General features: G+C 65.3%; 18 protein-coding genes. 6 read left to right on the top strand and 12 right to left on the bottom strand.

Annotated elements, in window-relative coordinates; genetic code table 11:
* Window positions 1-61: 61 nt before the first annotated feature.
* The 5 genes from carB (F0185_RS03175) to carA (F0185_RS03155) form a co-directional block, all read right to left on the bottom strand.
* Window positions 62-3,886 carry a carbamoyl-phosphate synthase large subunit gene (carB, locus tag F0185_RS03175; RefSeq protein ID WP_167221541.1) on the bottom strand — a complete coding sequence of 1,275 codons (3,825 nt, stop codon included), beginning with the start codon at window positions 3,884-3,886 and terminating at the stop codon, window positions 62-64.
* Window positions 3,879-5,033: a glutamine-hydrolyzing carbamoyl-phosphate synthase small subunit gene (gene carA / locus F0185_RS03170; protein ID WP_167221539.1), complete on the bottom strand. Its 1,155-nt coding sequence runs from the start codon at window positions 5,031-5,033 to the stop codon at window positions 3,879-3,881. Before carA (F0185_RS03170) ends, carB (F0185_RS03175) begins: the two co-directional genes overlap by 8 nt.
* Before the next feature lie 261 nt (window positions 5,034-5,294).
* Window positions 5,295-7,037 (bottom strand): methyl-accepting chemotaxis protein, encoded by a 1,743-nt coding sequence (locus F0185_RS35145; RefSeq protein WP_167221537.1) that lies wholly within the window; start codon window positions 7,035-7,037, stop codon window positions 5,295-5,297.
* Window positions 7,038-7,040: 3 nt separating this feature from the next.
* A complete protein-coding gene (gene carB / locus F0185_RS03160; protein ID WP_167221535.1) occupies window positions 7,041-10,895 on the bottom strand; it encodes a carbamoyl-phosphate synthase large subunit in 3,855 nt (1,284 codons plus the stop codon).
* The gene (gene carA, locus F0185_RS03155; protein ID WP_167221533.1) at window positions 10,888-12,045 is read right to left on the bottom strand and encodes a glutamine-hydrolyzing carbamoyl-phosphate synthase small subunit; all 1,158 of its coding nucleotides are present in this window, start codon (window positions 12,043-12,045) and stop codon (window positions 10,888-10,890) included. Before carA (F0185_RS03155) ends, carB (F0185_RS03160) begins: the two co-directional genes overlap by 8 nt.
* A gap of 368 nt (window positions 12,046-12,413) precedes the next feature.
* Between carA (F0185_RS03155) and F0185_RS03150 the strand changes: the two genes are divergently transcribed.
* The 3 genes from F0185_RS03150 (at window position 12,414) to F0185_RS03140 (ending at window position 15,965) form a co-directional block, all read left to right on the top strand.
* Window positions 12,414-12,902, top strand: a complete 489-nt coding sequence (locus F0185_RS03150) for a dihydrofolate reductase (RefSeq protein ID WP_167221531.1) — start codon at window positions 12,414-12,416, stop codon at window positions 12,900-12,902.
* Between the two features lie 4 nt (window positions 12,903-12,906).
* Window positions 12,907-13,521, top strand: a complete 615-nt coding sequence (locus tag F0185_RS03145) for a DUF4337 domain-containing protein (protein WP_167221529.1) — start codon at window positions 12,907-12,909, stop codon at window positions 13,519-13,521.
* Window positions 13,522-13,712: 191 nt separating this feature from the next.
* On the top strand, window positions 13,713-15,965 hold the full coding sequence (locus F0185_RS03140; RefSeq protein ID WP_166885044.1) for an arginine/lysine/ornithine decarboxylase: 2,253 nt from the start codon (window positions 13,713-13,715) through the stop codon (window positions 15,963-15,965).
* 94 nt (window positions 15,966-16,059) lie between these two features.
* Here F0185_RS03140 and dcd read toward each other — a convergent pair whose 3' ends face one another.
* Together dcd and F0185_RS03130 are read right to left on the bottom strand one after the other, a co-directional pair.
* On the bottom strand, window positions 16,060-16,629 hold the full coding sequence (dcd, locus tag F0185_RS03135; RefSeq protein WP_054267910.1) for a dCTP deaminase: 570 nt from the start codon (window positions 16,627-16,629) through the stop codon (window positions 16,060-16,062).
* 100 nt (window positions 16,630-16,729) lie between these two features.
* Window positions 16,730-17,758: an SDR family oxidoreductase gene (locus F0185_RS03130; RefSeq protein ID WP_167221527.1), complete on the bottom strand. Its 1,029-nt coding sequence runs from the start codon at window positions 17,756-17,758 to the stop codon at window positions 16,730-16,732.
* A gap of 102 nt (window positions 17,759-17,860) precedes the next feature.
* On the opposite strand from F0185_RS03130, the gene F0185_RS03125 reads away from it, so the two are divergent.
* Window positions 17,861-18,550, top strand: coding sequence for a TetR/AcrR family transcriptional regulator (locus tag F0185_RS03125; RefSeq protein WP_308622797.1), 690 nt, complete (start codon window positions 17,861-17,863; stop codon window positions 18,548-18,550).
* A 42-nt stretch (window positions 18,551-18,592) separates the two neighbouring features.
* Here F0185_RS03125 and F0185_RS03120 read toward each other — a convergent pair whose 3' ends face one another.
* The 3 genes from F0185_RS03120 to F0185_RS03110 are packed head-to-tail and all read right to left on the bottom strand — an operon-like array spanning window position 18,593 to window position 20,763.
* Window positions 18,593-19,402, bottom strand: a complete 810-nt coding sequence (locus F0185_RS03120; protein WP_167221525.1) for an alpha/beta fold hydrolase — start codon at window positions 19,400-19,402, stop codon at window positions 18,593-18,595.
* Window positions 19,403-19,442: 40 nt separating this feature from the next.
* Window positions 19,443-20,294: a dioxygenase family protein gene (locus tag F0185_RS03115; RefSeq protein WP_167221523.1), complete on the bottom strand. Its 852-nt coding sequence runs from the start codon at window positions 20,292-20,294 to the stop codon at window positions 19,443-19,445.
* A 31-nt stretch (window positions 20,295-20,325) separates the two neighbouring features.
* On the bottom strand, window positions 20,326-20,763 hold the full coding sequence (locus F0185_RS03110; RefSeq protein ID WP_229476707.1) for a Spy/CpxP family protein refolding chaperone: 438 nt from the start codon (window positions 20,761-20,763) through the stop codon (window positions 20,326-20,328).
* Window positions 20,764-20,901: 138 nt separating this feature from the next.
* On the opposite strand from F0185_RS03110, the gene F0185_RS03105 reads away from it, so the two are divergent.
* Together F0185_RS03105 and F0185_RS03100 are read left to right on the top strand one after the other, a co-directional pair.
* The gene (locus F0185_RS03105) at window positions 20,902-21,588 is read left to right on the top strand and encodes a response regulator transcription factor (RefSeq protein ID WP_167221521.1); all 687 of its coding nucleotides are present in this window, start codon (window positions 20,902-20,904) and stop codon (window positions 21,586-21,588) included.
* Window positions 21,589-21,596: 8 nt separating this feature from the next.
* Window positions 21,597-23,027 carry an ATP-binding protein gene (locus F0185_RS03100; RefSeq protein ID WP_167221518.1) on the top strand — a complete coding sequence of 477 codons (1,431 nt, stop codon included), beginning with the start codon at window positions 21,597-21,599 and terminating at the stop codon, window positions 23,025-23,027.
* Here F0185_RS03100 and F0185_RS03095 read toward each other — a convergent pair.
* Both F0185_RS03095 and F0185_RS03090 read right to left on the bottom strand, forming a co-directional pair.
* Window positions 23,005-23,514, bottom strand: a complete 510-nt coding sequence (locus F0185_RS03095) for a hypothetical protein (protein ID WP_167221517.1) — start codon at window positions 23,512-23,514, stop codon at window positions 23,005-23,007. The two genes, F0185_RS03100 and F0185_RS03095, sit on opposite strands and share 23 nt — an antisense overlap.
* 28 nt (window positions 23,515-23,542) lie before the next feature.
* The gene (locus F0185_RS03090) at window positions 23,543-25,900 is read right to left on the bottom strand and encodes a DNA internalization-related competence protein ComEC/Rec2 (RefSeq protein ID WP_167221515.1); all 2,358 of its coding nucleotides are present in this window, start codon (window positions 25,898-25,900) and stop codon (window positions 23,543-23,545) included.
* Window positions 25,901-25,930 lie beyond the last annotated feature (30 nt).

Here is a 25,930-nt window from a genome sequence, read left to right as displayed (position 1 = left end):
AAGGGAAGCGTTGAAGCACCGGCCGCACCATGCGGCCGGCGTGCCTGCGTGCGTGCGTGCCCTACCAGCTTGCGGCGGGAGGCGGCAAGCGCGCGAAAAATGCCTGGATGCCGGCCCGCAGTTCGTCCACATGCCCGAATTCGAGGTAGGTGACGTCGCACAGGTCCTGCAGTTCGCGGATCAGGGTGGTCTTGATCGGCGCCTCCTTCCACACCAAAAACAGCACCGGCGTGCGGCGTCCTTTGAAGATGTGGTAACCGAGTTCGAAAGCGCTGCTCTCGCTCATGCCGACCCGGATGTTGACCAGCGCGTCGGCCTGGTCGAGCAATCCAAGCCGGTGGTCGCGGAAGTGCTTGGGCGTGAACGGCAGGCCGGTATCGCGCTCGAACGATTTCTTGAAGGTGTCGGCGCTTTCGGCCTTGGCGCCGGTCAGGTAGTCGAACGGGTGCGGCAGGCCGTTGGCGCTGTCGATCAGGTGCAGCACCTGGCCGATCAGATGCTGCTGGGCGGCGTCCGATTCGGTGAAGGGCTGGCGGATGAACAACTTGAGCGCGGGCGCGCCGACCGTGCGCTGGCGCGCCTGGCGACGCCGCTCGGGCAAGGTGGCGGCGGCCGCCAACAGGTCGGCCGGCGTGGGGCGTGGCCGCGCTGTGGGCGATGGCGCGGCCAGGGCGGGCGCGCGGTGCAGCTCTTGCAGCGACACCAGGCCGAAGCTGGCCGCATGCAGGCTCGCCTCGAACATGCTCTCGGCGCCGGCGATGGTGGTGCAAACCACCGTGCCGGCGGCCAGCGCGGCCACCCGCAACGCCTGCGAAGCGACCACCGCGCTGCGCCGTTCATCCACCGTCAGCACCACCATGGCCAGTTCGCGCGCCGCCAGCGCGGCCAGCACCGCCGCGTCGTCGATCTCGACGACCTCGATTTCGGCGGCGTGGATGACGGTCGCCGTCACCAGGCTGGCGCACAGGGTGAAGCCGGCGCCCGCCAGGCGCCGTGCCAGCGCCACCGCGCGCGCCTGGTCGCCGCGCCGCACGCGCAGGTACACGCGCCCGCCCGTGGGCGCCCTCACCGACGCCCCCAGCTGGGCCTTGAAGAAGCCTTCGCCGAAGCTCGAGCCGACCCCCATCACTTCGCCGGTCGACTTCATTTCGGGACTGAGGATGGTGTCCACGCCGGGGAATTTGGCGAATGGGAAAACCGCTTCCTTGACGCAGAAACGTGGCGCCAGTGCTTCTTGCACGCCCTGCTGGTCGAGCGACTGCCCGGCCATGCAGCGCGCGGCGATCTTGGCCAGCGGCAGGCCGGTGGCCTTGGACACGAACGGCACGGTGCGCGAGGCGCGCGGATTGACTTCAAGTACGTAGATGAAGTCCAGCAGGCGCGCGTCGACCCGCAACTGCTGCACCGCGAACTGCACGTTCATCAGGCCGACCACGTTCAGTTGCATCGCCATGCGCGCGGTCTGGCGCTTGATTTCGAGCACCGTGGCCTCGCTCAGCGAATGCGGCGGCAGCGAACAGGCCGAGTCGCCCGAGTGAATGCCGGCCTGCTCGATATGCTCCATCACGCCGCCGATCAGGACCCGGCTGCCGTCCGCCACGCAGTCGACATCGACCTCGATGGCGTCATCCAGAAAACGGTCCAGCAGCACCGGCGAATCGTGCGAGACCTTGACCGCTTCACGCATGTAGCGTTCCAGGTCCGCCGCTTCGTGCACGATTTCCATGGCGCGCCCGCCCAATACATACGAGGGCCGCACCACCAGCGGGTAGCCGATGTCGTCGGCCATGCGCACCGCTTCCTGCTCCGAGCGCGCGGTGCGGTTGCGCGGCTGGCGCAGGTCGATCTGTTGCAGCATCTGCTGGAAGCGCTCGCGGTCCTCGGCGGCGTCGATCATGTCGGGCGAGGTGCCGATGATGGGTACCCCGGCCGCTTCCAGCGCCAGGGCGAGCTTGAGCGGGGTCTGGCCGCCGAACTGCACGATCACGCCTTCGGGCCGTTCGATGGCGACGATCTCCAGCACGTCTTCCAGGGTCACCGGTTCGAAATACAGGCGGTCGGAGGTGTCGAAGTCGGTGGAAACGGTTTCGGGATTGCAGTTGACCATGATGGTCTCGAAGCCATCCTCGCGCAGGGCCATCGCCGCGTGCACGCAGCAGTAGTCGAATTCGATGCCCTGGCCGATGCGGTTCGGGCCACCGCCGAGCACCATCATCTTGCGGCGCGCGCTAGGCGCCGCTTCGCACTGTTCGTCGTAGGTCGAATACAGGTAGGCCGTGGTGGCGGCGAATTCGCCGGCGCAGGTATCGACCCGCTTGTACACGGGCCGCACGCCGAGCGCGTGGCGCGCCTCGCGCACCGCCTGCTCGGTCTCGCCCAGCAGCGCGGCCAGGCGGCGGTCGCCGAAGCCTTGCTGCTTGAGGCGGACCATGACCGGCTTGTCCAGCGCGGCCAGGGTTTGCTGCTCGATCCACAATTCGATCTCGACCAGGTCGCCGATCTGCGCCAGGAACCACGGATCGATGGCGCTGCAGGCGTGCACCTCATCGAGCGTGTGACCCTGCGCAAAGGCGGCGCCCACGTACCAGATGCGGTCCGGCCCCGGTTTGCGCAGCTCTTCCTCGATCACCGCGCGCCCGGTCTGCATGCCGTCGCGGCGCACGCCGTCGACGCCGATATCGAGCCCGCGCAGGGCCTTCTGGAACGATTCCTGGAAGGTGCGGCCGATCGCCATGACTTCGCCGACCGACTTCATCTGGGTGGTCAGGTGCTCGTCGGCGCCGGGGAATTTTTCGAAGGCGAAGCGCGGGATCTTGGTCACCACGTAGTCGATCGACGGCTCGAACGAGGCCGGCATGGCGCCGCCGGTGATTTCGTTGCGCAGTTCGTCGAGCGTGAAACCGACCGCCAGCTTGGCCGCCACGCGCGCGATCGGGAACCCGGTGGCCTTGCTGGCCAGCGCCGACGAACGCGAGACGCGCGGGTTCATTTCGATGACGATCAGGCGCCCGTCTTGCGGGTTGACCGCGAACTGCACGTTCGAGCCGCCCGTGTCCACGCCGACCTCGCGCAGCACCGCCAGGCTGGCGTTGCGCATGATCTGGTATTCCTTGTCGGTCAGGGTCTGCGCCGGCGCCACCGTGATCGAGTCGCCCGTGTGCACGCCCATCGGGTCCAGGTTTTCGATCGAGCAGACGATGATGCAGTTGTCGACGCGGTCGCGCACGACTTCCATCTCGAACTCTTTCCACCCGAGCAGGGACTCTTCGATCAGCAGCTCCCTGGTGGGCGACAGTTCCAGCCCGCGCTGGCAGATGGTGTGGAACTGGGCGGCGTCGTAAGCGATGCCGCCGCCGCTGCCGCCCATGGTGAAGGAGGGCCGGATGACGACCGGAAAACCGAGCGCCGCCTGCGCTTCCCAGGCTTCGGCCATGCTGTGCGCCACGCTTGATGTGGCCGACGCCAGGCCGATGCTGGTCATGGCGGCCTTGAACTTGGCGCGGTCCTCGGCCTTGTCGATCGCTTCGGGCGTGGCGCCGATCAGCTCCACGCCGAATTCGGCCAGCACGCCGTGACGGTGCAGGTCGAGCGCGCAATTGAGCGCGGTCTGCCCGCCCATGGTCGGCAACAAGGCGTCGGGACGCTCCTTGGCGATGATGCGCGCCACCACTTCCCAGGCGATCGGCTCGATGTAGGTGACGTCGGCCATCTCGGGATCGGTCATGATGGTGGCCGGGTTGCTGTTGACGAGGATGACCTTGTAGCCCTCCTCGCGCAACGCCTTGCAGGCCTGCGCGCCGGCGTAATCGAACTCGCACGCCTGGCCGATCACGATCGGGCCGGCGCCGATCAACAGAATGCTGCGGATATCTGCGCGCTTAGGCATGTTTGCAATCCTCCATCATGGTCACGAACCGGTCGAACAGGCCAGCCGTATCGTGCGGGCCGGGTGAGGCTTCGGGATGGCCCTGGAAGCAAAACGCTGGTGTATCGACGCGCTCGAAACCCTGCAAGGTGCCGTCGAACAGCGACACGTGGGTGACCCGGCAATTGGCCGGCAAGGTCGCGGCGTCGACCGCGAAACCGTGGTTCTGCGACGTGATCGCCACCTTGCCGCTGGCCAGGTCCTGCACCGGGTGGTTGGCGCCGCGATGGCCGAACTTCATCTTGACCGTCGTGGCGCCGCACGCGAGCGCCATGATCTGGTGGCCGAGACAGATGCCGAACATCGGAATGCGGCTTTCCATCAGGATGCGCGCCGCCTCGATCGCGTAGTCGCAGGCGGCCGGGTCGCCCGGGCCGTTCGACAAAAAGATCCCGTCCGGGGCGAGCGCCAGCACCTCGGCCGCGGGCGTCGTCGCGGGCAGAACGGTGATCCTGCATCCGCGCTCGGCGAGCATGCGCAGGATGTTCGACTTGATCCCGAAGTCGAAGGCGGCAACGTGCAGGTGCGCCCCTTGCCGGCGTCCGAAACCGGTTTCCATCCGCCACACCGTCTGGTCCCACTCGTACGCCGTTTGGGTGCTGACCAGGCGCGCCAGGTCGGCGCCGGCCAGGCCTCCGAAAGCGCGCGCCAGTGCCAGCGCCGGCTGCGGGTCGTCGCCGCTGACAATGGCGCCGTTCTGGGCGCCGCCGTCGCGCAGCAGGCGTGTCAGTTTGCGGGTGTCGATGCCGGCAATTGCGATCACGCCGTGCGCGGCGAGGTAGTCGGACAGGCTGGCGCCGCTCCTGAAGTTCGATGCCAGCAGCGCCAGGTCGCGGATCACCAGCCCCGCCGCATGCACGCGCGTCGATTCGCAGTCGTGTGGGTTGACGCCGGTGTTGCCGATATGCGGATAGGTCAGGGTGACGATCTGGCGCGCGTAACTGGGGTCGGTCAGGATTTCCTGGTACCCGGTCATGGCGGTGTTGAAGATGATTTCGCCGCTGGTCCGGCCTGGCGCGCCGACGGCGCTGCCGTGAAATAGCGTGCCATCGGCAAGTGCGAGAATGGCGCCGGGGCGAGTGCCCGAGCCGCTGAGCGGGTGCTTCATACTGTCTCCCAGTAGGGTGCATTCGGCACGGCGCGTGGCGGTTGGGAGCCCACGCTGCCTGTCGAAAAACACGATACCTGAAAGAAATAAAGCCTTACATCGAAGATTTGTCGCTTGTCTTCTTAAACCAACATTTGGTATGTGCCGTCTGTTCGCCAGCAGCGAAAGGGAAAACGGCAATGATATGGATCAATGACAGTTTGTTACAAAACGGGCGGGCGCGCTCCCGCGCCCTGCCCGATCGTTGCGCGCGCACGCGCGTCAGAACTCTTCCCAGTCCGATGCGGCGACCGTGGCGGCGGCGCGCTGGTGCGGCGCGGGCTTGGGCGCTGCCAGCTTGCGCACGGCGGGCGCCGGCTTGCCGGCCGGGCGCGCCGTCACGGCGGCAAGCTTGCGCTGCGGCGCGTGGCGCACCGCGGCCATCGACGCGGCCGCGCCATCGAGCTTGAACACGCTGACCACTTGCGTGAGCGTGCTGGCTTGCTCTTGCAGCAGGCCAGCCGCCGCCGCGGCTTCTTCGACCAGGGCCACGTTTTGCTGGGTGATGGAATCCATCTGCCCGACCGCTTCGTTGATCTGGTCGATGCCGGCGGTCTGCTCGGCGCTGGCGGTGGTGATTTCGCCCATGATGTCGGTGACCCGATGGATGCTGGTGACGATTTCCTGCATCGTCAGGCCGGCCTGGTCGACCAGCTTGGCGCCGCTGTCGACCTTATCGACCGAGTCGCCGATCAACTGCTTGATTTCCTTGGCGGCGCTGGCCGAACGCTGCGCCAGGTTGCGCACTTCGGACGCCACGACCGCGAAGCCACGTCCCTGTTCGCCGGCGCGCGCCGCTTCCACCGCCGCGTTGAGCGCGAGGATGTTGGTCTGGAAGGCGATGCCGTCGATGACGGCGATGATGTCGACGATCTTTTTGGACGAGGCGTTGATCGAACCCATGGTCTCGACCACCTGCGCCACCACCAGGCCGCCCTTGGTGGCCACTTCCGACGCCGACATGGCCAGCACATTGGCCTGGCGCGCATTGTCGGCGTTCTGGCGCACGGTGGAAGTGAGTTCTTCCATCGACGCGGCGGTCTGCTCGAGCGAACTGGCCTGCGAGCTGGTGCGGTCCGACAGGTCGGTATTGCCCGCCGCGATTTCGCTCGAGGCGCTCGAAATGGTGTCGGTGCTGTTGCGGACTTCCGAGACAATCTGCGCCAGGTTCGATTTCATCTTGTCCATCGCACCGAGCAAGGCGCCGATTTCATTGTTCCCGTGCGCGGCGATTTGCCCGGTCAGGTCGCCGTCGGCGACGCGCACGGCGATCCGCATGGCTTCCTGCAGCGGCGCCGAGATGGCGCGCACCAGCGCCCAGCCGACCGCTACGCCCAGTCCCACGCCGAGCAGCAGGATGCCGACCATGCCGTAGGCGATGCGCGCCAGGCTGGCGTTGACCATCTCATCGTCGGCCTTGACGCGCTTGGCGGCCAGCTCCTTGAGGTTGGCCAGGGTGGCGTCGCCAATGCGGTAGCCCGGGTTGATCTTCTTGATCAGGACCGTTTCGGCGTCATCCCACTTCTCGGCCTTGATGAAGGCGGCGGCGGCGCGCACGTTCTCGATGCCCAGTCCATCGCTCTTGGCGTACCACTCCTCGGCCAGGCGTTTCTCTTCGGGCGTCTTGATGGCGGCGATGTATTCTTCCCAGCGCTTGGTGGTGCGCCCGGCGATCGCGTCGATCTGGTCGAAGTGGACCGTCAGCGGATGGTCGTGCAGCTGCGCCCACGAGAGCACCGGATTATGCTGGAGCGCCTGCAGGATCTGGCTGCGATTGAGTTCCATTTCAAGACGGATGGACGTTTGCACGGTGGTGTTGCGCTCGTCTTCGACGGTAACGTCGCGCACCAGGCCGACCGCATGGCGGCCGCTGTAGATGCCCATGGCGCCGATGGTGACCATCAGCGCGATGAGAAAGCATAGGACACCAATGACGAGTGTCCTGATTTTCAAGTTGGCGAACATGTTTTACTCCTTCTGACTATTCATTGTGGCGTTGCTCGTGCCGCGCCGGATGGTGCCGAAAAATGCGTGAATGCCCCTGCGCAGTTCGTCCACATGCTCGAATTCGAGGTAGGTGACGTCGCACAGGTCCTGCAGCTCGCGGATCAGGGTGGTCTTGATCGGCGCGTGCTTCCACACCAGGAACAGCACAGGCGTGCAGCGTCCTTTGAAGATGTGGTAACCGAGTTCGAAAGCGCTGCTCTCGCTCATGCCGACCCGGATGTTGACCACCGCATCGGCATGGTCGAGCAGGCCCAGGCGGTGGTCGCGGAAGTTCTTGGGCGTGAACGGCAGGTGATAATCGCGCTCGAACGACTTCTTGAAGGTGTCCGCGCTTTCGGCGCGGGTGCCGGTCAGGTAGTCGAACGGATGCGGGAGGCCGTTGGCGCTGTCGATCAGCGCCATGATGTCGCCGATCAGGCGCTGCTGCTCGGCGTCCGATTCGGTGAACGGCTGGCGGATGAACAGCTTGAGCGGCGTGCCGCCGGCCGTCCTTTCACGCGCATGGGCGCGCCGTTCGGGCAGGACGATGGACGCCGCCGCCAAGTCGGCGGGGCCGGGCAAGGGGCGCGCATGCGGCGCTGGCGCCTCCATGGCTGCGCCCCGCTTGCCGTGCAGTTCCTGCAGCGACGCCAGGCTGTAGCTGTCGGCGTGCAGGGTGGCTTCGAACATGCATTCGGCGCCGGCGATGGTGGTGCACACCACCGTGCCGGCGGCCAGCGCGGCCACCCGCAGCGGCCGCGAGGCCACCACGGCGCTGCGCTTTTCGTCGACCGTCAGGACCATCATGGCGACCTGGCGCGCGGCCAGCCGCTCCAGGATGGCGGCTTCGTCGATCTCCTCGACCGCCATGCCGGCGGCCTCGATCACGCTTGCCGTCACCAGGCTGGCGCACAGGGTAAAGCCGGCGCCAAGCAGCTGGCGCGCCAGCGCGACCGCGCGCGCCTGGTCGCCGCGCTTGACGCGCAGGTACACCAGGCCGGAGCGCGGCACCTTGACCGAGGCGCCCAGCTGGGCCTTGAAGTAGGCTTCACCGAAAGTAGCGCCAACGCCCATCACTTCTCCGGTCGATTTCATTTCGGGACTGAGGATGGTGTCCACGCCGGGGAATTTGGCGAACGGGAAAACCGCCTCCTTGACGGAAAAGCACGGCGCCACCGCTTCATCGAGCACGCCCTGGCTTTCCAGCGACTGCCCGGCCATGCAGCGCGCGGCGATTTTTGCCAGCTGCAGGCCGGTCGCCTTGGACACGAACGGCACGGTGCGCGAGGCGCGCGGGTTCACTTCGAGTACGTACACCACATCGTGCACGCGTCCATCGATCCGGCTCTGCTGGACCGCGAACTGCACGTTCATCAGGCCCACCACGTTCAACTCCCTGGCCATCAGCGCCGTCTGGCGCTTGATTTCGCGCACCGTCGATTCACCCAGCGAATGCGGCGGCAGCGAACAGGCCGAGTCGCCCGAGTGAATGCCGGCCTGCTCGATATGCTCCATCACGCCGCCGATGAGCGTGCGCTCGCCATCGCAGATGCAATCGACGTCCACCTCGATGGCGTCGTTCAAAAAACGGTCCAGCAGCACCGGCGAATCGTGCGACACCTTGACCGCTTCGCGCATGTAGCGTTCCAGGTCGGCCTGCTCGTGCACGATTTCCATGGCGCGTCCGCCCAGCACATACGAGGGGCGCACCACCAGCGGGTAGCCGATCTCGCCGGCCAGGCGCACCGCTTCAGGCTCGGTGCGCGCGGTGCGGTTGCGCGGCTGGCGCAGGTCCAGCTTTTGCAGGAATTGCTGGAAGCGCTCGCGGTCTTCGGCGGCGTCGATCATGTCGGGCGAAGTGCCGATGACCGGCACGCCAGCCGCTTCCAGCGCCAGCGCCAGGCGCAAAGGCGTTTGGCCGCCGTACTGCACGATCACGCCGGCCGGCTGTTCGAGGGCGACGATCTCCAGCACGTCTTCCAGGGTCACCGGCTCGAAATACAGGCGGTCGGAGGTGTCGAAGTCGGTGGAGACGGTTTCGGGATTGCAGTTGACCATGATGGTTTCGTAGCCATCTTCGCGCAGGGCCATCGCCGCGTGCACGCAGCAGTAATCGAATTCGATGCCCTGGCCGATGCGGTTCGGGCCACCGCCGAGCACCATCATCTTGCTGCGCGCGCTAGGCGCCGCCTCGCATTCTTCGTCGTAGGTCGAGTACAGGTAGGCGGTGCTGGTCGCAAATTCGGCCGCGCAGGTGTCGACCCGCTTGTACACGGGGCGCACGCCGAGCGCGTGGCGCGCCTCGCGCACCGCCTGCTCGCTCGCGCCCAGCAGCGCGGCCAGGCGGCGGTCGCCGAAGCCCTGCTGCTTGAGGCGATGCATGACCGGCTTGTCCAGCGCGGCCAGGGTTTGCTGTTCGATCCACAGCTCGATCTCGACCAGGTCACCGATCTGCGCCAGGAACCACGGATCGATGGCGCTGCAGGCATGCACCTCGTCCTCGGTGAAGCCCTGGGCGAACGCTTCGCCCACGTACCAGATGCGGTCCGGTCCCGGTTTGCTCAATTGCTCTTCGATGACGGAGCGCCCGGTCTGCATGCCGTCGCGGCGCACGCCGTCGACGCCGATATCGAGCCCGCGCAGGGCCTTCTGGAACGATTCCTGGAAGGTGCGGCCGATCGCCATGACTTCGCCGACCGACTTCATCTGGGTGGTCAGGTGCTCGTCGGCGCCGGGGAATTTTTCGAAGGCGAAGCGCGGGATCTTGGTTACCACATAGTCGATTGACGGCTCGAACGAGGACGGCATGGCGCCGCCGGTGATTTCGTTGCGCAGTTCGTCGAGCGTAAAACCGACCGCCAGCTTGGCCGCCACGCGCGCGATCGGGAATCCGGTGGCCTTGCTGGCCAGCGCCGACGAACGCGAGACGCGCGGGTTCATTTCGATGACGATCATGCGCCCGTCGTGCGGGTTGACCGCGAACTGCACGTTCGAGCCGCCCGTGTCCACGCCCACTTCGCGCAGCACCGCCACCGAGGCGTTGCGCATGATCTGGTATTCCTTGTCGGTCAGGGTCTGCGCCGGCGCCACCGTGATCGAGTCGCCCGTGTGCACGCCCATCGGGTCCAGGTTTTCGATCGAGCAGACGATGATGCAGTTATCGACGCGGTCGCGCACGACTTCCATCTCGAACTCTTTCCACCCGAGCAGGGACTCTTCGATCAGCAGCTCCTTGGTGGGCGACAGCTCCAGCCCGCGCTGGCAGATGGTGTGGAACTGGGCGGCGTCGTAAGCGATGCCGCCGCCGCTGCCGCCCATGGTGAACGATGGCCGGATCACGACCGGAAAACCGAGCGCCGCCTGCGCTTCCCAGGCTTCGGCCATGCTGTGCGCCACGCCCGAACGGGCCGAGGCCAGGCCGATGCTGGTCATGGCGGCCTTGAACTTGGCGCGGTCCTCGGCCTTGTCGATCGCTTCGGGCGTGGCGCCGATCAGCTCCACGCCGAATTCGGCCAGCACGCCGTGGCGGTGCAGGTCGAGCGCGCAATTGAGGGCGGTCTGCCCGCCCATGGTCGGCAAAATGGCGTCGGGACGCTCCTTGGCGATAATCCGCGCCAGCACTTCCCAGTCGATCGGCTCGATGTAGGTGACGTCGGCCATTTCGGGGTCGGTCATGATGGTGGCCGGATTGCTGTTGACGAGGATGACCTTGTAGCCCTCCTCGCGCAGCGCCTTGCAGGCCTGGGCGCCGGAATAATCGAACTCGCACGCCTGGCCGATCACGATCGGGCCGGCGCCGATAATCAGGATGCTGCGGATATCTGCGCGCTTAGGCATGTTTGCTACTTTCCATCAGGGTGACAAAGCGGTCGAACAGCACGGCCAGGTCGTGCGGGCCAGGGGAAGCTTCGGGGTGGCCCTGGAAGCAGAAAGCGGGCTTGTCGAGCCGCTCGAAGCCCTGCAAGGTGCCGTCGAACAGCGACACGTGGGTGACCCGGCAGTTGGCCGGCAAGGTGGCGGCATCGACCGCGAAGCCGTGGTTCTGGGAGGTGATAGAAACCTTTCCAGTATCGAGCTCCTGAACCGGATGATTGGCGCCGCGGTGGCCGAATTTCATCTTGACCGTGCGCGCGCCCGAGGCCAGCGCCATGATCTGGTGACCGAGGCAGATGCCGAACACCGGCGTGCCGCTGTCGATCAGGGTGCGCGCCGCTTCGATGGCGTAGTCGCAGGCCTGCGGGTCGCCCGGGCCGTTCGACAAAAAGATCCCGTCCGGCTTGAGCTCCAGCGCGTCCTGCGCGCTCGCTTGCGCGGGCAGCACGGTGACGCGGCAGCCGCGCCCGGCCAGCATGCGCAGGATATTGGTTTTCACGCCGTAGTCGTAGGCCACCACGTGCAGGTGCCGGCCCGGTTGCGGCGCGAAGCCGGCGCCGAGCCGCCACGGGCCTTCAGTCCATTCGTAAGGCGCCGTTGTCGAGACCACGCGCGCCAGGTCCATGCCATCGAGGCCGGGAAAGGCGCGCGCCAGCGCCAGCGCCTGGCCCGGTGCGGCGTCGACGACGATGGCGCCGTTCTGCGCCCCTTTTTCGCGCAGCAGGCGCGTGAGCTTGCGGGTGTCGATATCGGCAATCGCCACCACGCCCTGCCGCACCAGGTAATCCGACAGGCTTTGGGTAGAGCGAAAATTCGAAGCCAGCAAAGGCAGGTCGCGGATGACCAGGCCCGCGGCCTGCACCCGCCCGGACTCGCCGTCTTCGCTGTTGATGCCGGTGTTGCCGATGTGCGGATAGGTCAGCGTGACGATCTGGCGCGTGTAGCTCGGATCGGTCAGCACTTCCTGATAGCCGGTCATGGCGGTGTTGAACACAACTTCGCCGCTGGCCTGGCCGGCGGCGCCGATGGCGCGGCCTTCGAACAGCGTGCCGTCCGCCAAGGCCAGGGTGGCGCGCGGACCTGCGCTGCTGCTGTTACTGAGTGGGTGCTTCATCGGGTCTCCAAGACGTAGGGCAAGCTCGGCCGGCTCTGGTGAGGTTTCTTTGCATATCGATAAGAAAACCTGCTCATCCCAGGTGCGTTACTGCAGGCGTTGAAAGACGATACAGCAAACGACGAAGTTGCCACACAGAAATTAGGATTTGACGTTTTAACCCAACACTTAGTTTTTACTTAGTCAATTTCCCCTTTGTAATTAAGGATATACAGGCAACACAATGGTGAGAGTGTGTGACATTTGGTTCCGTCCAAAACAAAAAATTCACAATCCTGAGACACTGTAGCCGGCATGAGCATCTTGCGAAGCCGCCGTTTTGGACCATAATGGCGACCTTCCGATTTTTTTCGAAACACTAAGGCTTTATGAGCACACTGACTCTCATCGTCGCCATGGATGCCATGCGCGGCATCGGCATCGACAACACCCTGCCCTGGCGCCTGCCGGAAGACCTGGCGCACTTCAAGCGCCTGACCACGGGCCACCCCATCATCATGGGCCGCAAGACGTTCGACTCGATCGGGCGAGCGCTGCCGAACCGCCGCAACATCGTCGTCACCACCGATGTGGACTGGCAGCGCGACGGCGTCGAACGCGCCCTGTCGGTGCCGCACGCGATTGCGCTGGCGGGCGAGGCGCCGGCGTTTGTGATCGGCGGCGCGCAGATTTACGCGCAAACCCTGGCGCTGGCGCAGTGCGTGATCGTCACCGAGATCGCGCACACCTTCGCCTGCGACGCGTTTTTCCCGCCGCTCGACGCCCCCGCATGGTCCGAGAGCGCGCGCGAAGCGCACCGCTCCGATGCCAACGGCTTCGATTACGCCTTCGTCACCTACACCAAAAAAGCGAGCTGAATACATGTCAGGACACGGTTTTCACGTACACGGACCGCACGACCATGCGGTCGAACACGCAGCCCACAACAACGATCCCTTTTCGAACAATATCGCCGTCATGACGGCGGTGCTGGCCACAGTCGGCGCCATGTTCGGCTACCAGGGCGGCGCCACCCAGAACGACGCGGCCCTGTACAAGAACAACGCCGCCATCGAAAAGACCAAGGCCGCCAACAGCTGGAACTACTACCAGGCCAAGTCGAACAAGCAGAACCTGGCCGAACTGGCGATGGTGCTGCCCGGGGTCGACCCGGAAAAATACAAGGCCGACGTGGTGCGCTACAAGGCGGAGAAGGACGACATCCGCAAGGAAGCCGAAGCGCTCGACGCCAAGGCCGACGACTGGAACCACCAGTCCGACTCCAAGATGCACCAGCATCACCAGTGGGCGCTGGCCACCACGGCCGAACAGATTGCCATATCGCTGGCGGCGATCACCCTGCTGACGCGTAAAAAATGGCTGATGATCGGCGCCTACGCGGTCGCCGCGGTCGGCATTTTGCTCGGCGTGTTCGCCTGGCTGCACGTCGATCCGATCGGCGCGCTGATGGGCGCGGGCGCGCTCGCGCACCACTGATCCGGTACGCTTTCACGGTGGCGGGCATAGTGTGCGACACTACGGCCCGCTTGTAGTTAATCTAGCAAAAGTTTTTCACCGGATTGCCGCCATTTCTGCGAAAATCCGCTTCTTCTTTTTTTGACCGGTGCCGTGAGAGGCGTCCCGCACAGGCGTGGACATCCTCACGGCGCTTCGCTTTGGAGCTGTCCATGAAATTTCGTTTCCCAATCGTCATTATCGACGAGGATTTTCGTTCCGAGAACACCTCCGGGCTCGGTATCCGCGCGCTCGCCGAGGCGATGGAAAAAGAGGGCATGGAGGTGCTTGGCGTGACCAGCTACGGCGACCTGTCGCAGTTCGCCCAGCAGCAGTCGCGCGCCTCGGCCTTTGTGCTGTCGATCGATGACGAGGAATTCGGCACCGGCTCGATCGAAGACACCGATTCGGCCCTGATCGCGCTGCGCGCGTTTGTGAAGGAAATCCGCCACAAGAACTCGGACATCCCGATCTACATCTACGGCGAAACGCGCACCTCGCGCCACATCCCGAACGACATCCTGCGCGAACTGCACGGCTTCATCCACATGTTCGAAGACACGCCCGAATTCGTGGCGCGCCACATCATCCGCGAAGCCAAGTCCTACCTCGACGGCCTGGCGCCGCCGTTCTTCCGCGCGCTGGTCAACTACGCCAACGACGGTTCGTACTCCTGGCACTGCCCCGGCCACTCGGGCGGCGTGGCCTTCCTGAAGTCGCCGATCGGCCAGATGTTCCACCAGTTCTTCGGCGAGAACATGCTGCGCGCCGACGTCTGCAACGCCGTCGAAGAACTCGGCCAGCTGCTCGACCACACCGGCCCGGTCGCCAAGTCCGAGCGCAACGCGGCGCGCATCTTCAACGCCGACCACTGCTACTTTGTCACCAACGGCACCTCGACCTCGAACAAGATGGTGTGGCACTCGACCGTCGCACCGGGCGACATCGTCGTGGTGGACCGCAACTGCCACAAGTCGATCCTGCATTCGATCATCATGTGCGGCGCGATTCCCGTGTTCCTGATGCCGACCCGGAACCACCTCGGCATCATCGGCCCGATTCCGCTCGAAGAATTCACGCCCGAGTCGATCGCCCGCAAGATCGAAGCCAATCCGTTCGCGCGCCAGGCCGTCAACAAGAAGCCGCGCATCCTGACCATTACCCAGTCGACCTACGACGGCGTGGTATACAACGTCGAAACGCTGCGCGAAATGTTGGACGGTAAGATCGACACCCTGCACTTCGACGAAGCGTGGCTGCCGCATGCGACCTTCCACGACTTCTACAAGAACATGCACGCGATCGGCAAGGACCGTCCGCGCGCCAAGGAATCGATGATCTTCTCGACCCAGTCGACCCACAAGCTGCTCGCCGGCCTGTCGCAGGCGTCGCAAGTGCTGGTGCGCGAGTCGGAGACGGTCAAGCTGGACCAGGATGCCTTCAACGAAGCCTACCTGATGCACACCTCGACCTCGCCGCAGTATTCGATCATCGCCTCGTGCGACGTGGCCGCGGCCATGATGGAAGCGCCGGGCGGCACCGCGCTGGTGGAAGAGTCAATCTTCGAAGCGCTCGACTTCCGCCGCGCCATGAAAAAAGTCGACGCCGAATTCGGCAACGACTGGTGGTTCCAGGTCTGGGGCCCGGACACCTTCTCGGAAGAAGGCATCGGCACCCAGGACGACTGGATGATCCGCGCCGAGGACGACTGGCACGGTTTCGGCAACCTCGCCCCCGGCTTCAACATGCTCGACCCGATCAAGGCCACCGTGGTCACCCCCGGCCTGTCGCTCGACGGCGTGTTCGGCGAGTCCGGCATTCCGGCCTCGATCGTCACCAAGTACCTGGCCGAACACGGCGTGATCATCGAGAAGTGCGGGCTGTACTCGTTCTTCATCATGTTTACGATCGGGATCACCAAGGGCCGCTGGAACACGCTGGTCACGGCGCTGCAGCAGTTCAAGGACGACTACGACAAGAACCAGCCGATGTGGCGCATCCTGCCGGAGTTTGCGGCGGCCAACCCGCGCTACGAAGCGATGGGCCTGCGCGACCTGTGCCAGCAGATCCACGACTTCTACAAGACCTACGACGTGGCGCGCCTGACCACCGAGATGTATTTGTCGGACATGATCCCGGCGATGAAGCCGTCCGACGCCTTTGCCAAGATGGCGCACCGCGAGATCGACCGCGTGGCGATCGAGGAGCTGGAAGGCCGCATCACGGCGATTCTGCTGACGCCTTACCCGCCGGGCATTCCGCTCTTGATCCCGGGCGAGCGCTTCAACAAGACCATCGTCGACTACCTGCGCTTCGCGCGCGACTTCAACGAGCGCTTCCCCGGCTTCGAGACCGACGTGCACGGCCTGGTCAAGCGCGAAGTGGACGGCAAGCGCGGCTACTTCGTGGACTGCGTGCGCCAGTAAGCGGCACCGTCGGGAGGCGCCAGCGCCTCCTTGGCACAACAAAAAAGGAACCCTCGGGTTCCTTTTTTCATGCGCGCGGACGCGAGGGCGATGCTCAGGCCTTCGGCAAGGTCACCCCGACCTGGCCCTGGTATTTGCCGCCGCGATCCTTGTATGACACTTCGCACACTTCGTCCGATTCGAAGAACAGCACCTGCGCCACGCCTTCGTTGGCGTAGATCTTGGCCGGCAGCGGCGTGGTGTTGGAAAACTCCAGCGTCACGAACCCTTCCCATTCGGGCTCGAACGGGGTCACGTTGACGATGATGCCGCAACGCGCGTAGGTCGACTTGCCCAGGCAAATGGTCAGCACATTGCGCGGAATGCGGAAGTATTCCACGGTGCGCGCCAGCGCGAAGGAATTGGGCGGAATGATGCAGAAGCCCTTGCCCGACACATCGACGAAATTGTTTTCGTCAAAATTCTTCGGGTCGACGATGGTGGTATTAATATTGGTGAACAGCTTGAATTCGTCGGCGCAGCGGATATCGTAGCCGTAGCTCGAGGTACCGTATGAAACGATTCTCTGACCATCGCGCTCCTTGACCTGGCCCGGTTCGAAAGGCTCGATCATGCCCGTTTCGGCCGCCATCTTGCGGATCCATTTATCGGATTTAATGCTCATACGTGTCGTTCCAGAAGAGAGAATAGGGATTTTCCCGCGATTTTACGCGAAAAGTCCCTGCCAGCGACAGTCGCCAGGCCGGCGCGCGGGAAACGTTGCGTCAAAACCAGCCATGGCTGCGATACCACGCGACGGTATCCGCCATGGTTTGTTCAAGCGGCCTGAACTTCAGTGCGAGTTCGCGCTCGCTCTTGGCGTGGTTGAAGTGGCTGCGTCCGGCTTCCTTGACCATCAGGCGCACCGTAGCCAGGCTGAGCAGAACGGGCTTGCCGGTGATGCGCGCGTAGAGTTCCTGCACCGCCGCCAAGGCATACAAGAGGGGTAAGGGCAGATTGCGCTCCGGCGTCTTGACGCCGGCGATCTTGCCCAGCATAGGCACCAGTTGCCGCATTGTCATGTGGCGGCCCGCCGCCAGGTAGCGTCCGCCGCGTTGCCCGTGCAGCGCCGCCGCGATGTGCGCCTGCGCCACGTCGCGCGCGTCGACCACGGAAAAACTGCCTGGCACCAGCCCCGGCAATTTGCCGAGCACCACATCGTTGACAAATTGTCCCGACGAGGTGGGACCGATGTCCGCCGGTCCCCACATCCAGCCGGGCAGAACCAGGCTGGCGTGCATCTCAGGGTGGCTTTCCAGAAAGTCCAGCACGGCTTGATCGGCCAATATCTTGCTGCGGTAATAGTCGTCCGCATCGTCCAGCTCGCGCAAGCAGGATTCGTCGATGGGCGCGCCCGGTTCACCATTGAGCACGGCAATCGATGAGGTTTGGACAAAACGCCGGGCGCCGCCGCCGTAAGCGTGTTCGATGAGCGAGCGGGTCCCGTCGACATTGATGCGCTTGAGTTCCTGCCAGTGGCTGCCGCCCTTGTAGTTGTCCCGGAAGAAGGCCGCCGTGTGAAACACGACATCGCATCCCCGCAGCTTGTCGGCGAAGGCGGGCACGTCCGCCATGTCGCCCAACACCAGTTCGATGCCTTCCAGTTCCCCGAATTGTTGCCGGCCCTTCTCCAGAGAGCGAACCAGCGCCTTGACGGAAACGCCGCGCCCGATCAGCTCGCGCACCAGGTTGTTGCCGAGCAGGCCAGTCGCGCCGGTGACGAAGGCGGACCTCAGTTGGGTGTTTGTGTTCATATCAGATGATTTTCAAAGTTCAAGTGATATTTAGTGTGCGTGAGACATCCAGGCATGTCAAGCAATATTTCAGACCATATCCAGAGTTCATATGATATCTTTATGGGTATGAGTCAAACCACACCACGAAAGCGCTTGTCGCGCGAGGAAAGCCAGGCCCAGACGCGCACGCGCCTGATCGACACCGCGCGCCAGCTGTTTGTCACGACCGGCTATGGAGGCACGTCGATCCGCGATATCGCCGATGGGGCGGGGTATTCGCAGGGGGCCTTCTACTCGAACTTTGCCAGCAAGGAGGAGGTTCTTTTGGAGTTGCTGCGGGGGCATATGGCGGCCGAAGCCGCGCAACTGTCCAAGGTCATCGACAGTGACGGGCGCGCGCCGGAACAGATTTTGAGCGAGCTGGAATCCTGGGCTGCCACGCTCAACAACGATGCCGACTGGTGCATGCTGTCGATCGAGCTGCAGCTGCACGCCAATCGCAGCCCGACGTTCGCGCTCGAGTACCAGACGGTGTGGGATGCGCACCGGGCCGGGCTTGGCCGCGTGGTCGGCAGATTATTCGCCGTGCTCGGACGCACGCCGCCGGCCGAACCGGAGGAGCTCGCGGGGGCCTTCATGGCGCTGACGCATGGCCTGGCGCTGCAAAGAGTGGGGGGACGGCCCGATCCGTCGGGACGCTTGATCCTGGTGTTTCTGCGTGGACTGATCGCCAGCGCCGGCTTGCCGGATACGGCGCCTGGGGCCGACGCGGAGCAGGCCGGACCGATTCCACCCTATCCGCGCGGCTGATGCGGTCCTCCCGGGCGCGGCGTTGGCCGCGCCCGGGAATCGTCAACCCTGGCGCTGCGCGAGCAATCTGGCGATCATCTCGCGCGTCAGGCGCCCCGCCAGCTCGGGCGACTCCATCGGGAACAGATGGCCGCCGCCGGGGATCTCGGCAAAATTGTCGCCCACCAGCTTGCGCGTGGCGTCCAGGCCGGCCTGGCGCAGCTCCACCGATTCGGTGCCGGCGATGAAGCCGATCGGCACCGGGTAGGCCTTGTCCATCACGCTGCCCAGGTGGTGCGGCAGGCCACGGTAAATCTCGGTCTCCACCTCGCGTGAAAAGCGCAGCTGCACGCCGTCCGGGTGCGGTTCCAGGCCGTGTTCCAGGTAGTCGTGCAGCACGCCCGGCGCCCAGCTGGCGAACACCGGCTTGGAAATGAAATGGTCGTAGGCCGCCTGCACGCTCGGCCACACGGTGCGGCGGCGCCGAGACAGGCGCGCCGGCGACAGGTAATCGCTCCAGCTTTGCTTCGACTTCACCACGCGCCACAGCATGGCGCGCCAGCCCGCCACCACCGGCGAATCGAGCATCACCACGCAGCGCACCAGGTCGGGCCGCTGGCGCGCCGCCATCATGCTCAGCATCCCGCCCAGCGAGTGACCGACCAGGATGGACGGCTCGCCGTAGCTCTCGAGCGTGGCGATCAGGTGCTCGACCAGCTTGGGCCAGCCGTCGCTGACCGGATAGGCCGGATCGTGGCCGTACATGTCGACGGCGCGAATATCGAAGTCCGTGCGCAGCTGGTCGAAGAACTTGGTGTAGCTACCGGCCGGGAAGCTGTTACCGTGTGAAAAATGGAGGATCGGTGTCGTCATTTTTCGATTGTAAGGCGATTTCCCGGCCGGCCGTACAGGTTTAGAGGGAAACCCCTACTGTCAGCGTAGCCACGTATCCGAGGCTTGCGCTGCCCGTCACGCTGGCGATTTGCAGCGCGCTGCCGTCGCTGAACACATTGTCGGTGGCGTAGCTGATGTTGGCCAGATTGCGCACGCTGGCCGTGTAACCGGTGCTCGCGTAGGCCTCGGCCAGCATCGCCGTCGGAAAGCCGAACTGGGACGTCTTGATGCGGTTGGCCGCGCTGGTGCTCTTGGCCAGGCTCGGATAGACCTCGAAGTGCACGTGCGGCATGCGCCCCGCGTAGCAGCCCGGGAAGATGGTGGTGAAGGTAACCACGCCGTTGGCGTCGGCCTCCTGCACGCCGCGCAGGTAGTTTTCGCCAGTGACGCCGCTGGAATACATGGAGTAGCGCCCTTCGCGGTCGCAGTGCCACAGGTAGACGGTGGCGCCGGCCAGCGAGGCGCAGCTAGATTTCACGTTCACCATCTGCAGCTTGATTATCAAAGGCACGCCGGCGGCGACCCCGGTGGCGCCGGCGATGCTGGCGCGGATGTCGGGCCGCACGATGCCGGCCAGGATCAGCGCATTGGCCACCCCGCCCACGCTGCTGTTGGTGCCGTCGGCCGGATACGGGCCGCCGGTTTCCTCGGGAATGAGCGCGCAGGACGTGCCGGCGCCGCTGGCTGGGGTGGCGGGCGTGGCGCCGCTGGCCGGGGTGGTGCTGTCGCCGGCGTCGCCACCGCCGCCGCAGGCCGCCAGCGGCAGGGCTGCGGCCGAGGCGAACATCCAGCGCAGCGACTGGCGCCGGCTCAGCGTCATATCGAGCATCGTTTGAATGTCCTGGGCCAAGCTGTGGTCGTGGTGTTCCATTATGTGCTCCTTTGGTTCCGAATCAGGTGGGTTAATCAAATTGCCGACGTGCAATGGACTGCTTGCGCTGCTCCGGCGTGAGTACGGCGCGCACCTGCGCATCGGTGCGCGCCTCGAGCAGCGCCAGCGCGGCCAGCGCAGCGCCGGCCGCCTGCGCCAGCGACGACGCCCTGGCGTCATCAAACTGCTCGCCCGCGCCCAGGGCGCGCAGTGCGTCTTGTGAATGATGCAAGGTGCGGGTGTACGCGCGCCGTTTCGGTTCCTGCGCATGCATGATGGCGAAGACTTTGTCTTCCTGGGCGTCGCTCAGGTCGACGCCGTGCGCAAAGCCGGGGCCGCGCTGGTGCGGGCCGCGCTCGCCCATCATCGGACCCGGTGGCGGCATGCCGCCTTCGACCGGCGCGGCAATGGCGCCGAGGCAGGCGCTGCTCAACAAGAGGGCAAGTGCGCGGTGTTGCATGTTTTTCATGGCGGTTCCTGTCGGTGCGTTACGAAGGACTCCATTGTGCGAGGCCACGATGTAAAGCGGTGTTAGCGACTCGTAAAAGCACGTAAAGAGACTGCCCCGCCGGTGATCACAGGGTCGCCGGTTTGCTATGATGGCCGCATGAACCAAGTGCTATTAATCGATGACGACGTTGAACTGGTCGGAATGTTCCGCGAATACCTGGAGCAGGAAGGATTTCGCGTCAGCTGCGCGCATGACGGCGAGGCCGGCGCGCGCGAGGCGCTGTCCGGACGCAGCGCCATCGCGGTGCTCGATGTGATGATGCCGCATATGAACGGCCTCGAAACGCTGCGCCGGATCCGCGCCCGCAGCCACATGCCGGTGCTCATGCTGACCGGGCGCGGCGACGACACCGACCGCATTCTCGGGCTGGAGCTGGGCGCGGACGATTACGTGACCAAGCCATGCACCCCGCGCGAACTGACGGCGCGCATCCGCGCCATCCTGCGCCGCACCAACGCCCCGCGCGACGATGGCGACGGCGTCACCATCAACGTCGGCAAGCTGTCGATGCAGCCGGCCCGGCGCCGCGCCAGCTGGGACGGCGTGGCGCTGGAACTGACCAGCACCGAATTCAACCTGCTGGAAGTCCTGGCGCGCAATGCGGGGCGCCCGGTCAGCAAGAACGACCTGTCGGAACAAGGACTGGGACGGCCGATGGCGCGCTTCGACCGCAATATCGACGTCCACCTGAGCAGCCTGCGGCACAAGCTCGGCACCCTGGCCGACGGCCGCTCCTGCCTGCAGACGGTGTACCGCCTCGGTTACCAGCTCATTCGCGACTAGGCGCCAGCATGGGCCGCCTGTTCTGGAAGTTCTTCCTGTCGATCCTGCTGGCGCAGCTGGCGGCCACGATAGGCGTGGGCGCCGTGTTCTGGCTGCGCGACCAGGCGCGCACGCAGGCGGTGGGGGACTCGCCGCGCGCGACCGGTATCGATAGCGGGCCGTCAGCCGAATTCATGATCGATACCGCGGCCGCCACGCTGAAGTACGGCGGCAGCGCGGCGTTGCGCGAACTGGTTGGCGGCACCACGCGCCACAGCATTTTCGTCATCGATGCGAGCGGGCGCGAGATGCTGGGACGGACCGTCACGCCGGCGCTGCGGGCCCAGGCCGAACGCATGCTGGCGCACCCGGCGCGCCTGAATGTGGTGCGCACATTGACGGCGCCGGACGGCGAACGCTTCCTGGTGTTTGTGCGCTGGCTCGACCAGCGCGGGCCAGGCGGCGCCGGTGCGGGGCCGCGCCAGATGCCGCCGGACGGCTTCGGCCCGGGCCCGCGTCCCGGAGCGCCGGGCGAGCAGCGCCGGCCGCCGCCAAACCGCCAACTGCTACCGTATATCACCATGGCCGGCGCGACCCTGGCCAGCCTGCTGTTCGCGGCCCTGCTGGCATGGTATTTTTCGCGCCCGATCCGGGCCTTGCGCGGCGCGTTCGAAGCGGCCGCCGGCGGCGACCTGTCGCCCCGTTTTACGGAAGTCAAAGGGGTGCGCGGCGATGAACTCAATGATCTGGGACGCGATTTCGACCGCATGAGCGGCCAGTTGCGCACCCTGATGGACGGCCAGCGCCGCCTGCTGCACGACGTCTCGCACGAACTGCGCTCGCCGCTGGCGCGCTTGCAGGCGGCCATCGGCCTGGCGCACCAGCAGCCGGACAAGATCGGGGCGTCTTTGGAGCGCATCGAGCGCGAGAGCGTGCGCATGGATAAGCTGGTCGGAGAGCTGCTGACCTTGTCGCACCTGGAAGTGGCGAGCGCGCTGCCGCGCTACGAGGATATCGCGTTCATGGACCTGGTCGACGACATCGTGACCGACGCGCGCTTCGAAGCCGAGCAGTGCGCACGCCGCATTGCCCTGTCCGGGCAGGCGATTGTGACCGTGCGCGGCGCGCCGGACCTGCTGTGGAGCGCCATCGAGAACGTGATCCGCAACGCCATCAAGCATAGTAGCGAGGGCGGCGTGATCGAGATCGGCGTCAGCGCCGACGCCGATCGGGTGCGCTTGTCGGTGTGCGACCGTGGGCCGGGCGTGGCGCAGGCGGACCTGGCGTCGATCTTCCAGCCGTTCTTCCGCTCGAACGCGACCAGCAACAACGTCGACGGACATGGACTCGGCCTGGCGATCGCGCAGCGGGTCATCGACGCCCATCAAGGCACGATCAGGGCCAGCAACCGTGAAGGCGGCGGTCTGCGGGTCGACATCATGCTGCCGCTGGCTGGTTAAAGATATATATCCCGAAAATCCGCTGCGATGGCGCCCGTGCCAAAGGTTCAAATTCAGCGCCGAAGGCCAGGCCCGTGACGGCACTGTCTTTCGGATAATGCATGTCTTCGTCTTCGTCGAAGAACACGTCGCAAAACTGGGTCACGCTGGCCAGTTCGTCGCCGATGCGAATTTTTCCAAACAAGGTGCCCGCATAGCCATTGAAGACCGCAATTGTCCCCAGCGTCCCCTGCTCGCTAAAATGCAGTTCGACCGCGCCGCGCCGATAATAGAACGACGGCCCCTGGCGCTCGCCCTGCGCTGACACCGCAGGCGCCATCAGCCAACCATCGCATTGCGCAACCGCGTCGCGCAACGGGCCTCGTGCACTGTCCCACCGGAGAACGCGCGCAAAAATGGAGCGCGCCTGCGTCATGTGCACTCCCAGTTGAAAGCCCGCGGCGCCCTCGCCAGGAACGATGTCGGCTTTCAGATCGACCGTATTCATTGACGCCCTTTCTCGACGAAGCGAGTGACTAATTACCATACCAATAACGCGCATGAGCGCGGCGATACACGACCGGTGCGAAGGCATTGGCCGAATCGAGCATAATGGCCCCCGATTCATCGGTGCGCAAGCGCTCGATACCAAGTTTTTCGTAACGCTCCACCACCTCTTTCTTGGGATGACGATAGCGATTGCGGTAGCCCACCTGGAACAGCACCAGGCGTGGCCGCACGGCCGCAAGAAAAGGCGGGGTCGATGAAGTCCCGCTGCCGTGATGCGGCGCCAGCAAAACATCGGCGCGCAGCAGCGGCGCCGAGCCGGCCACCAGTTGCGCCTCCTGCGCCGCTTCGATATCGCCCGCCAGCAGGATCGCATGATCGCCAGCGCTGATCCTCAGCACGCAGCCACGCGCATTCGGTTTCAGGCCGGGATCGTCGTAACTTGCCATGGTCGGATGCAGCATCTCGAAGCGCACCCCATCCCATGTCCACTGTTGCCCGCCGGCGCAGCGTACATGATGCGGCGCGGCCTTGACGATCGGATGGTCGTACCACAGCGACGACGCCACCCAACCCACGCCGACCGCGTCGAGCAATGTCAGAGCGCCGCCGGCGTGGTCGATATCGCTGTGGCTGACGATGACGCCATCGAGGTGGGCGATGCCGCGCGCCCTCAAATATGGCAGGATCACCCGGTTCGCGCCGTTCGACTCGGGCGTGTACGCGGGGCCGGTATCGTACAGCAGCCGGTGCCCGCTGGTTTCGATCAGCAGGGCCATGCCCTGCCCCACATCGAACGCGGTCACGGCGACCTCGCCCGGCGGCGGATGGCTTGGCTGGGCGGTCAGCAGCGGCAGCCACGCCGCCAGCCCGCTCCAGCGATGCGGCCAGCCGCGCGGAGCGAGCATCCACACGGTGCCGATGGCTGCGAACGCGAACAGCCATGGCTCCGGGGTCGGTGCGCTCCACACCGCAAAGCGCGACCCCGCGCACCAGGTCAGCACCCAGGCTAAGGCCTGCACGGCGTAGTGGGCCACGTTCAGCAGCAAGGTCGATAGTGGCGCCGGCAGCATGCTGCCGGCCAGTGCGAGCGGCGTGACGATGAAGCTGACGACCGGGATCGCCAGCGCGTTGGCCAGCGGACTGACAACGGACACCTGCGAGAACAGCAGCATCGTCAGCGGCACCAGCGCGAGCGTGACCACGTACTGGGTATGCGCGCCCACCAGCAGCATGCCGCGCCAGCGCGGCTCGGTGACGGCGGTGCGGCCGGTGGTGGCGAACAGAATCGCCGCCACCGCGCCGAACGAGAGCCAGAAGCCAGGCGAGGCGATCGCCCACGGGTCGATCAGGACGACCACGCCAAGCGCCACGCACAGCACGTGCGAGACCTGCGTGAGCCGCCCGAACCACAGCGCGGCGGCCACCACCGCCAGCATGTACAGCGTGCGCTGCGCCGGCACGCCGAAGCCGGCCAGCAGCACGTACGCCAGCGCCACCATGGCCCCGGTCAGGGCGGCGACTTTTGGGGCCGGCATCCACAGCGACAGCTGGGCGCCGGTGAAGAACGAGCGACGCCACAGAACCGACGCGAGCGCGGCAAACAGCCCGGAGACCATTGTAATGTGCAGCCCGGAGATCGAAATCAAATGTCCCACGCCGGTACGATTGAACACATTCCAGTCGGCCTGGCCGATCGATCGCTGGTCGCCAACCACCAGCGCCACGATCACGCCCGCATATTGCTTGCCCGGCAGCGCGCGCAGAATGCGTTCGCGCAGCGTGGCGCGGCAATGTTCGACCACGTTGGAAAATCCGAATACGAAGCTGTCGAGACGACGGTTCCTGTCGCCTTCCGCGCGCACGTAGCCGGTGGCGCGCACGCCCTGCTCCAGCAGCCACGCTTCGTAATCGAAACCATGCGGATTGGCGTTGCCGTGCGGGCGTTGCAGGCGCACGACGAGTTGCCAGCGCTCGCCGGGCTGCACGTCTGGCACCGCTTGCAGCGCGTCGCCATAGCCTGCATACCACGACAGTGACACGCGCGGCGGCACCGCCACCGCGTCGCCAAGCACGCGTTCGACCTTGAAGTTGAAACGCACCCCCTGCCCGAAGCGGTACGGCAAGCTGTCGATGGTACCGACCACGGTGATGTCGCGCCCCTCGTCGGCCCTGGCCAGTTCGGGCGCCAGCGCCAACTGCGCCAGCAAGGCCGCCCAGCAGAAACCGGCAAGCGCGCCGGCCATGGCCACCCTGGGAACACCGCGCAGGAAGCAAAGCAGGAATGCGACAACTGCGAAGGCCGCGATAGTTGATGGCGATGGCAGTTGCGCCTGCACTTGCAGCACGGCGGCACCACAGGCAAATCCGAGGATGGCAACGCGCATGGCTCGCTGGTAGCTTGGACAAAACCCCCA

The sequence above is a fragment of the Massilia rubra genome, from assembly GCF_011682065.1.
Taxonomy (GTDB): Bacteria; Pseudomonadota; Gammaproteobacteria; order Burkholderiales; family Burkholderiaceae_D; genus Telluria_A; species Telluria_A rubra.
The sequence above is the reverse complement of the archived record's forward strand: the minus strand, read 5'-3'. Positions and strand labels throughout refer to the sequence as shown.

Coding starts and splice junctions, on each gene's coding strand:
- carB (WP_167221541.1), bottom strand. CDS start 3,886: ATGCCTAAGCGCGCAGATATCCGCAGCATTCTGTTGATCGGCGCCGGC.
- carA (WP_167221539.1), bottom strand. CDS start 5,033: ATGAAGCACCCGCTCAGCGGCTCGGGCACTCGCCCCGGCGCCATTCTC.
- F0185_RS35145 (WP_167221537.1), bottom strand. CDS start 7,037: ATGTTCGCCAACTTGAAAATCAGGACACTCGTCATTGGTGTCCTATGC.
- carB (WP_167221535.1), bottom strand. CDS start 10,895: ATGCCTAAGCGCGCAGATATCCGCAGCATCCTGATTATCGGCGCCGGC.
- carA (WP_167221533.1), bottom strand. CDS start 12,045: ATGAAGCACCCACTCAGTAACAGCAGCAGCGCAGGTCCGCGCGCCACC.
- F0185_RS03150 (WP_167221531.1), top strand. CDS start 12,414: ATGAGCACACTGACTCTCATCGTCGCCATGGATGCCATGCGCGGCATC.
- F0185_RS03145 (WP_167221529.1), top strand. CDS start 12,907: ATGTCAGGACACGGTTTTCACGTACACGGACCGCACGACCATGCGGTC.
- F0185_RS03140 (WP_166885044.1), top strand. CDS start 13,713: ATGAAATTTCGTTTCCCAATCGTCATTATCGACGAGGATTTTCGTTCC.
- dcd (WP_054267910.1), bottom strand. CDS start 16,629: ATGAGCATTAAATCCGATAAATGGATCCGCAAGATGGCGGCCGAAACG.
- F0185_RS03130 (WP_167221527.1), bottom strand. CDS start 17,758: ATGAACACAAACACCCAACTGAGGTCCGCCTTCGTCACCGGCGCGACT.
- F0185_RS03125 (WP_308622797.1), top strand. CDS start 17,861: ATGGGTATGAGTCAAACCACACCACGAAAGCGCTTGTCGCGCGAGGAA.
- F0185_RS03120 (WP_167221525.1), bottom strand. CDS start 19,402: ATGACGACACCGATCCTCCATTTTTCACACGGTAACAGCTTCCCGGCC.
- F0185_RS03115 (WP_167221523.1), bottom strand. CDS start 20,294: ATGGAACACCACGACCACAGCTTGGCCCAGGACATTCAAACGATGCTC.
- F0185_RS03110 (WP_229476707.1), bottom strand. CDS start 20,763: ATGAAAAACATGCAACACCGCGCACTTGCCCTCTTGTTGAGCAGCGCC.
- F0185_RS03105 (WP_167221521.1), top strand. CDS start 20,902: ATGAACCAAGTGCTATTAATCGATGACGACGTTGAACTGGTCGGAATG.
- F0185_RS03100 (WP_167221518.1), top strand. CDS start 21,597: ATGGGCCGCCTGTTCTGGAAGTTCTTCCTGTCGATCCTGCTGGCGCAG.
- F0185_RS03095 (WP_167221517.1), bottom strand. CDS start 23,514: ATGAATACGGTCGATCTGAAAGCCGACATCGTTCCTGGCGAGGGCGCC.
- F0185_RS03090 (WP_167221515.1), bottom strand. CDS start 25,900: ATGCGCGTTGCCATCCTCGGATTTGCCTGTGGTGCCGCCGTGCTGCAA.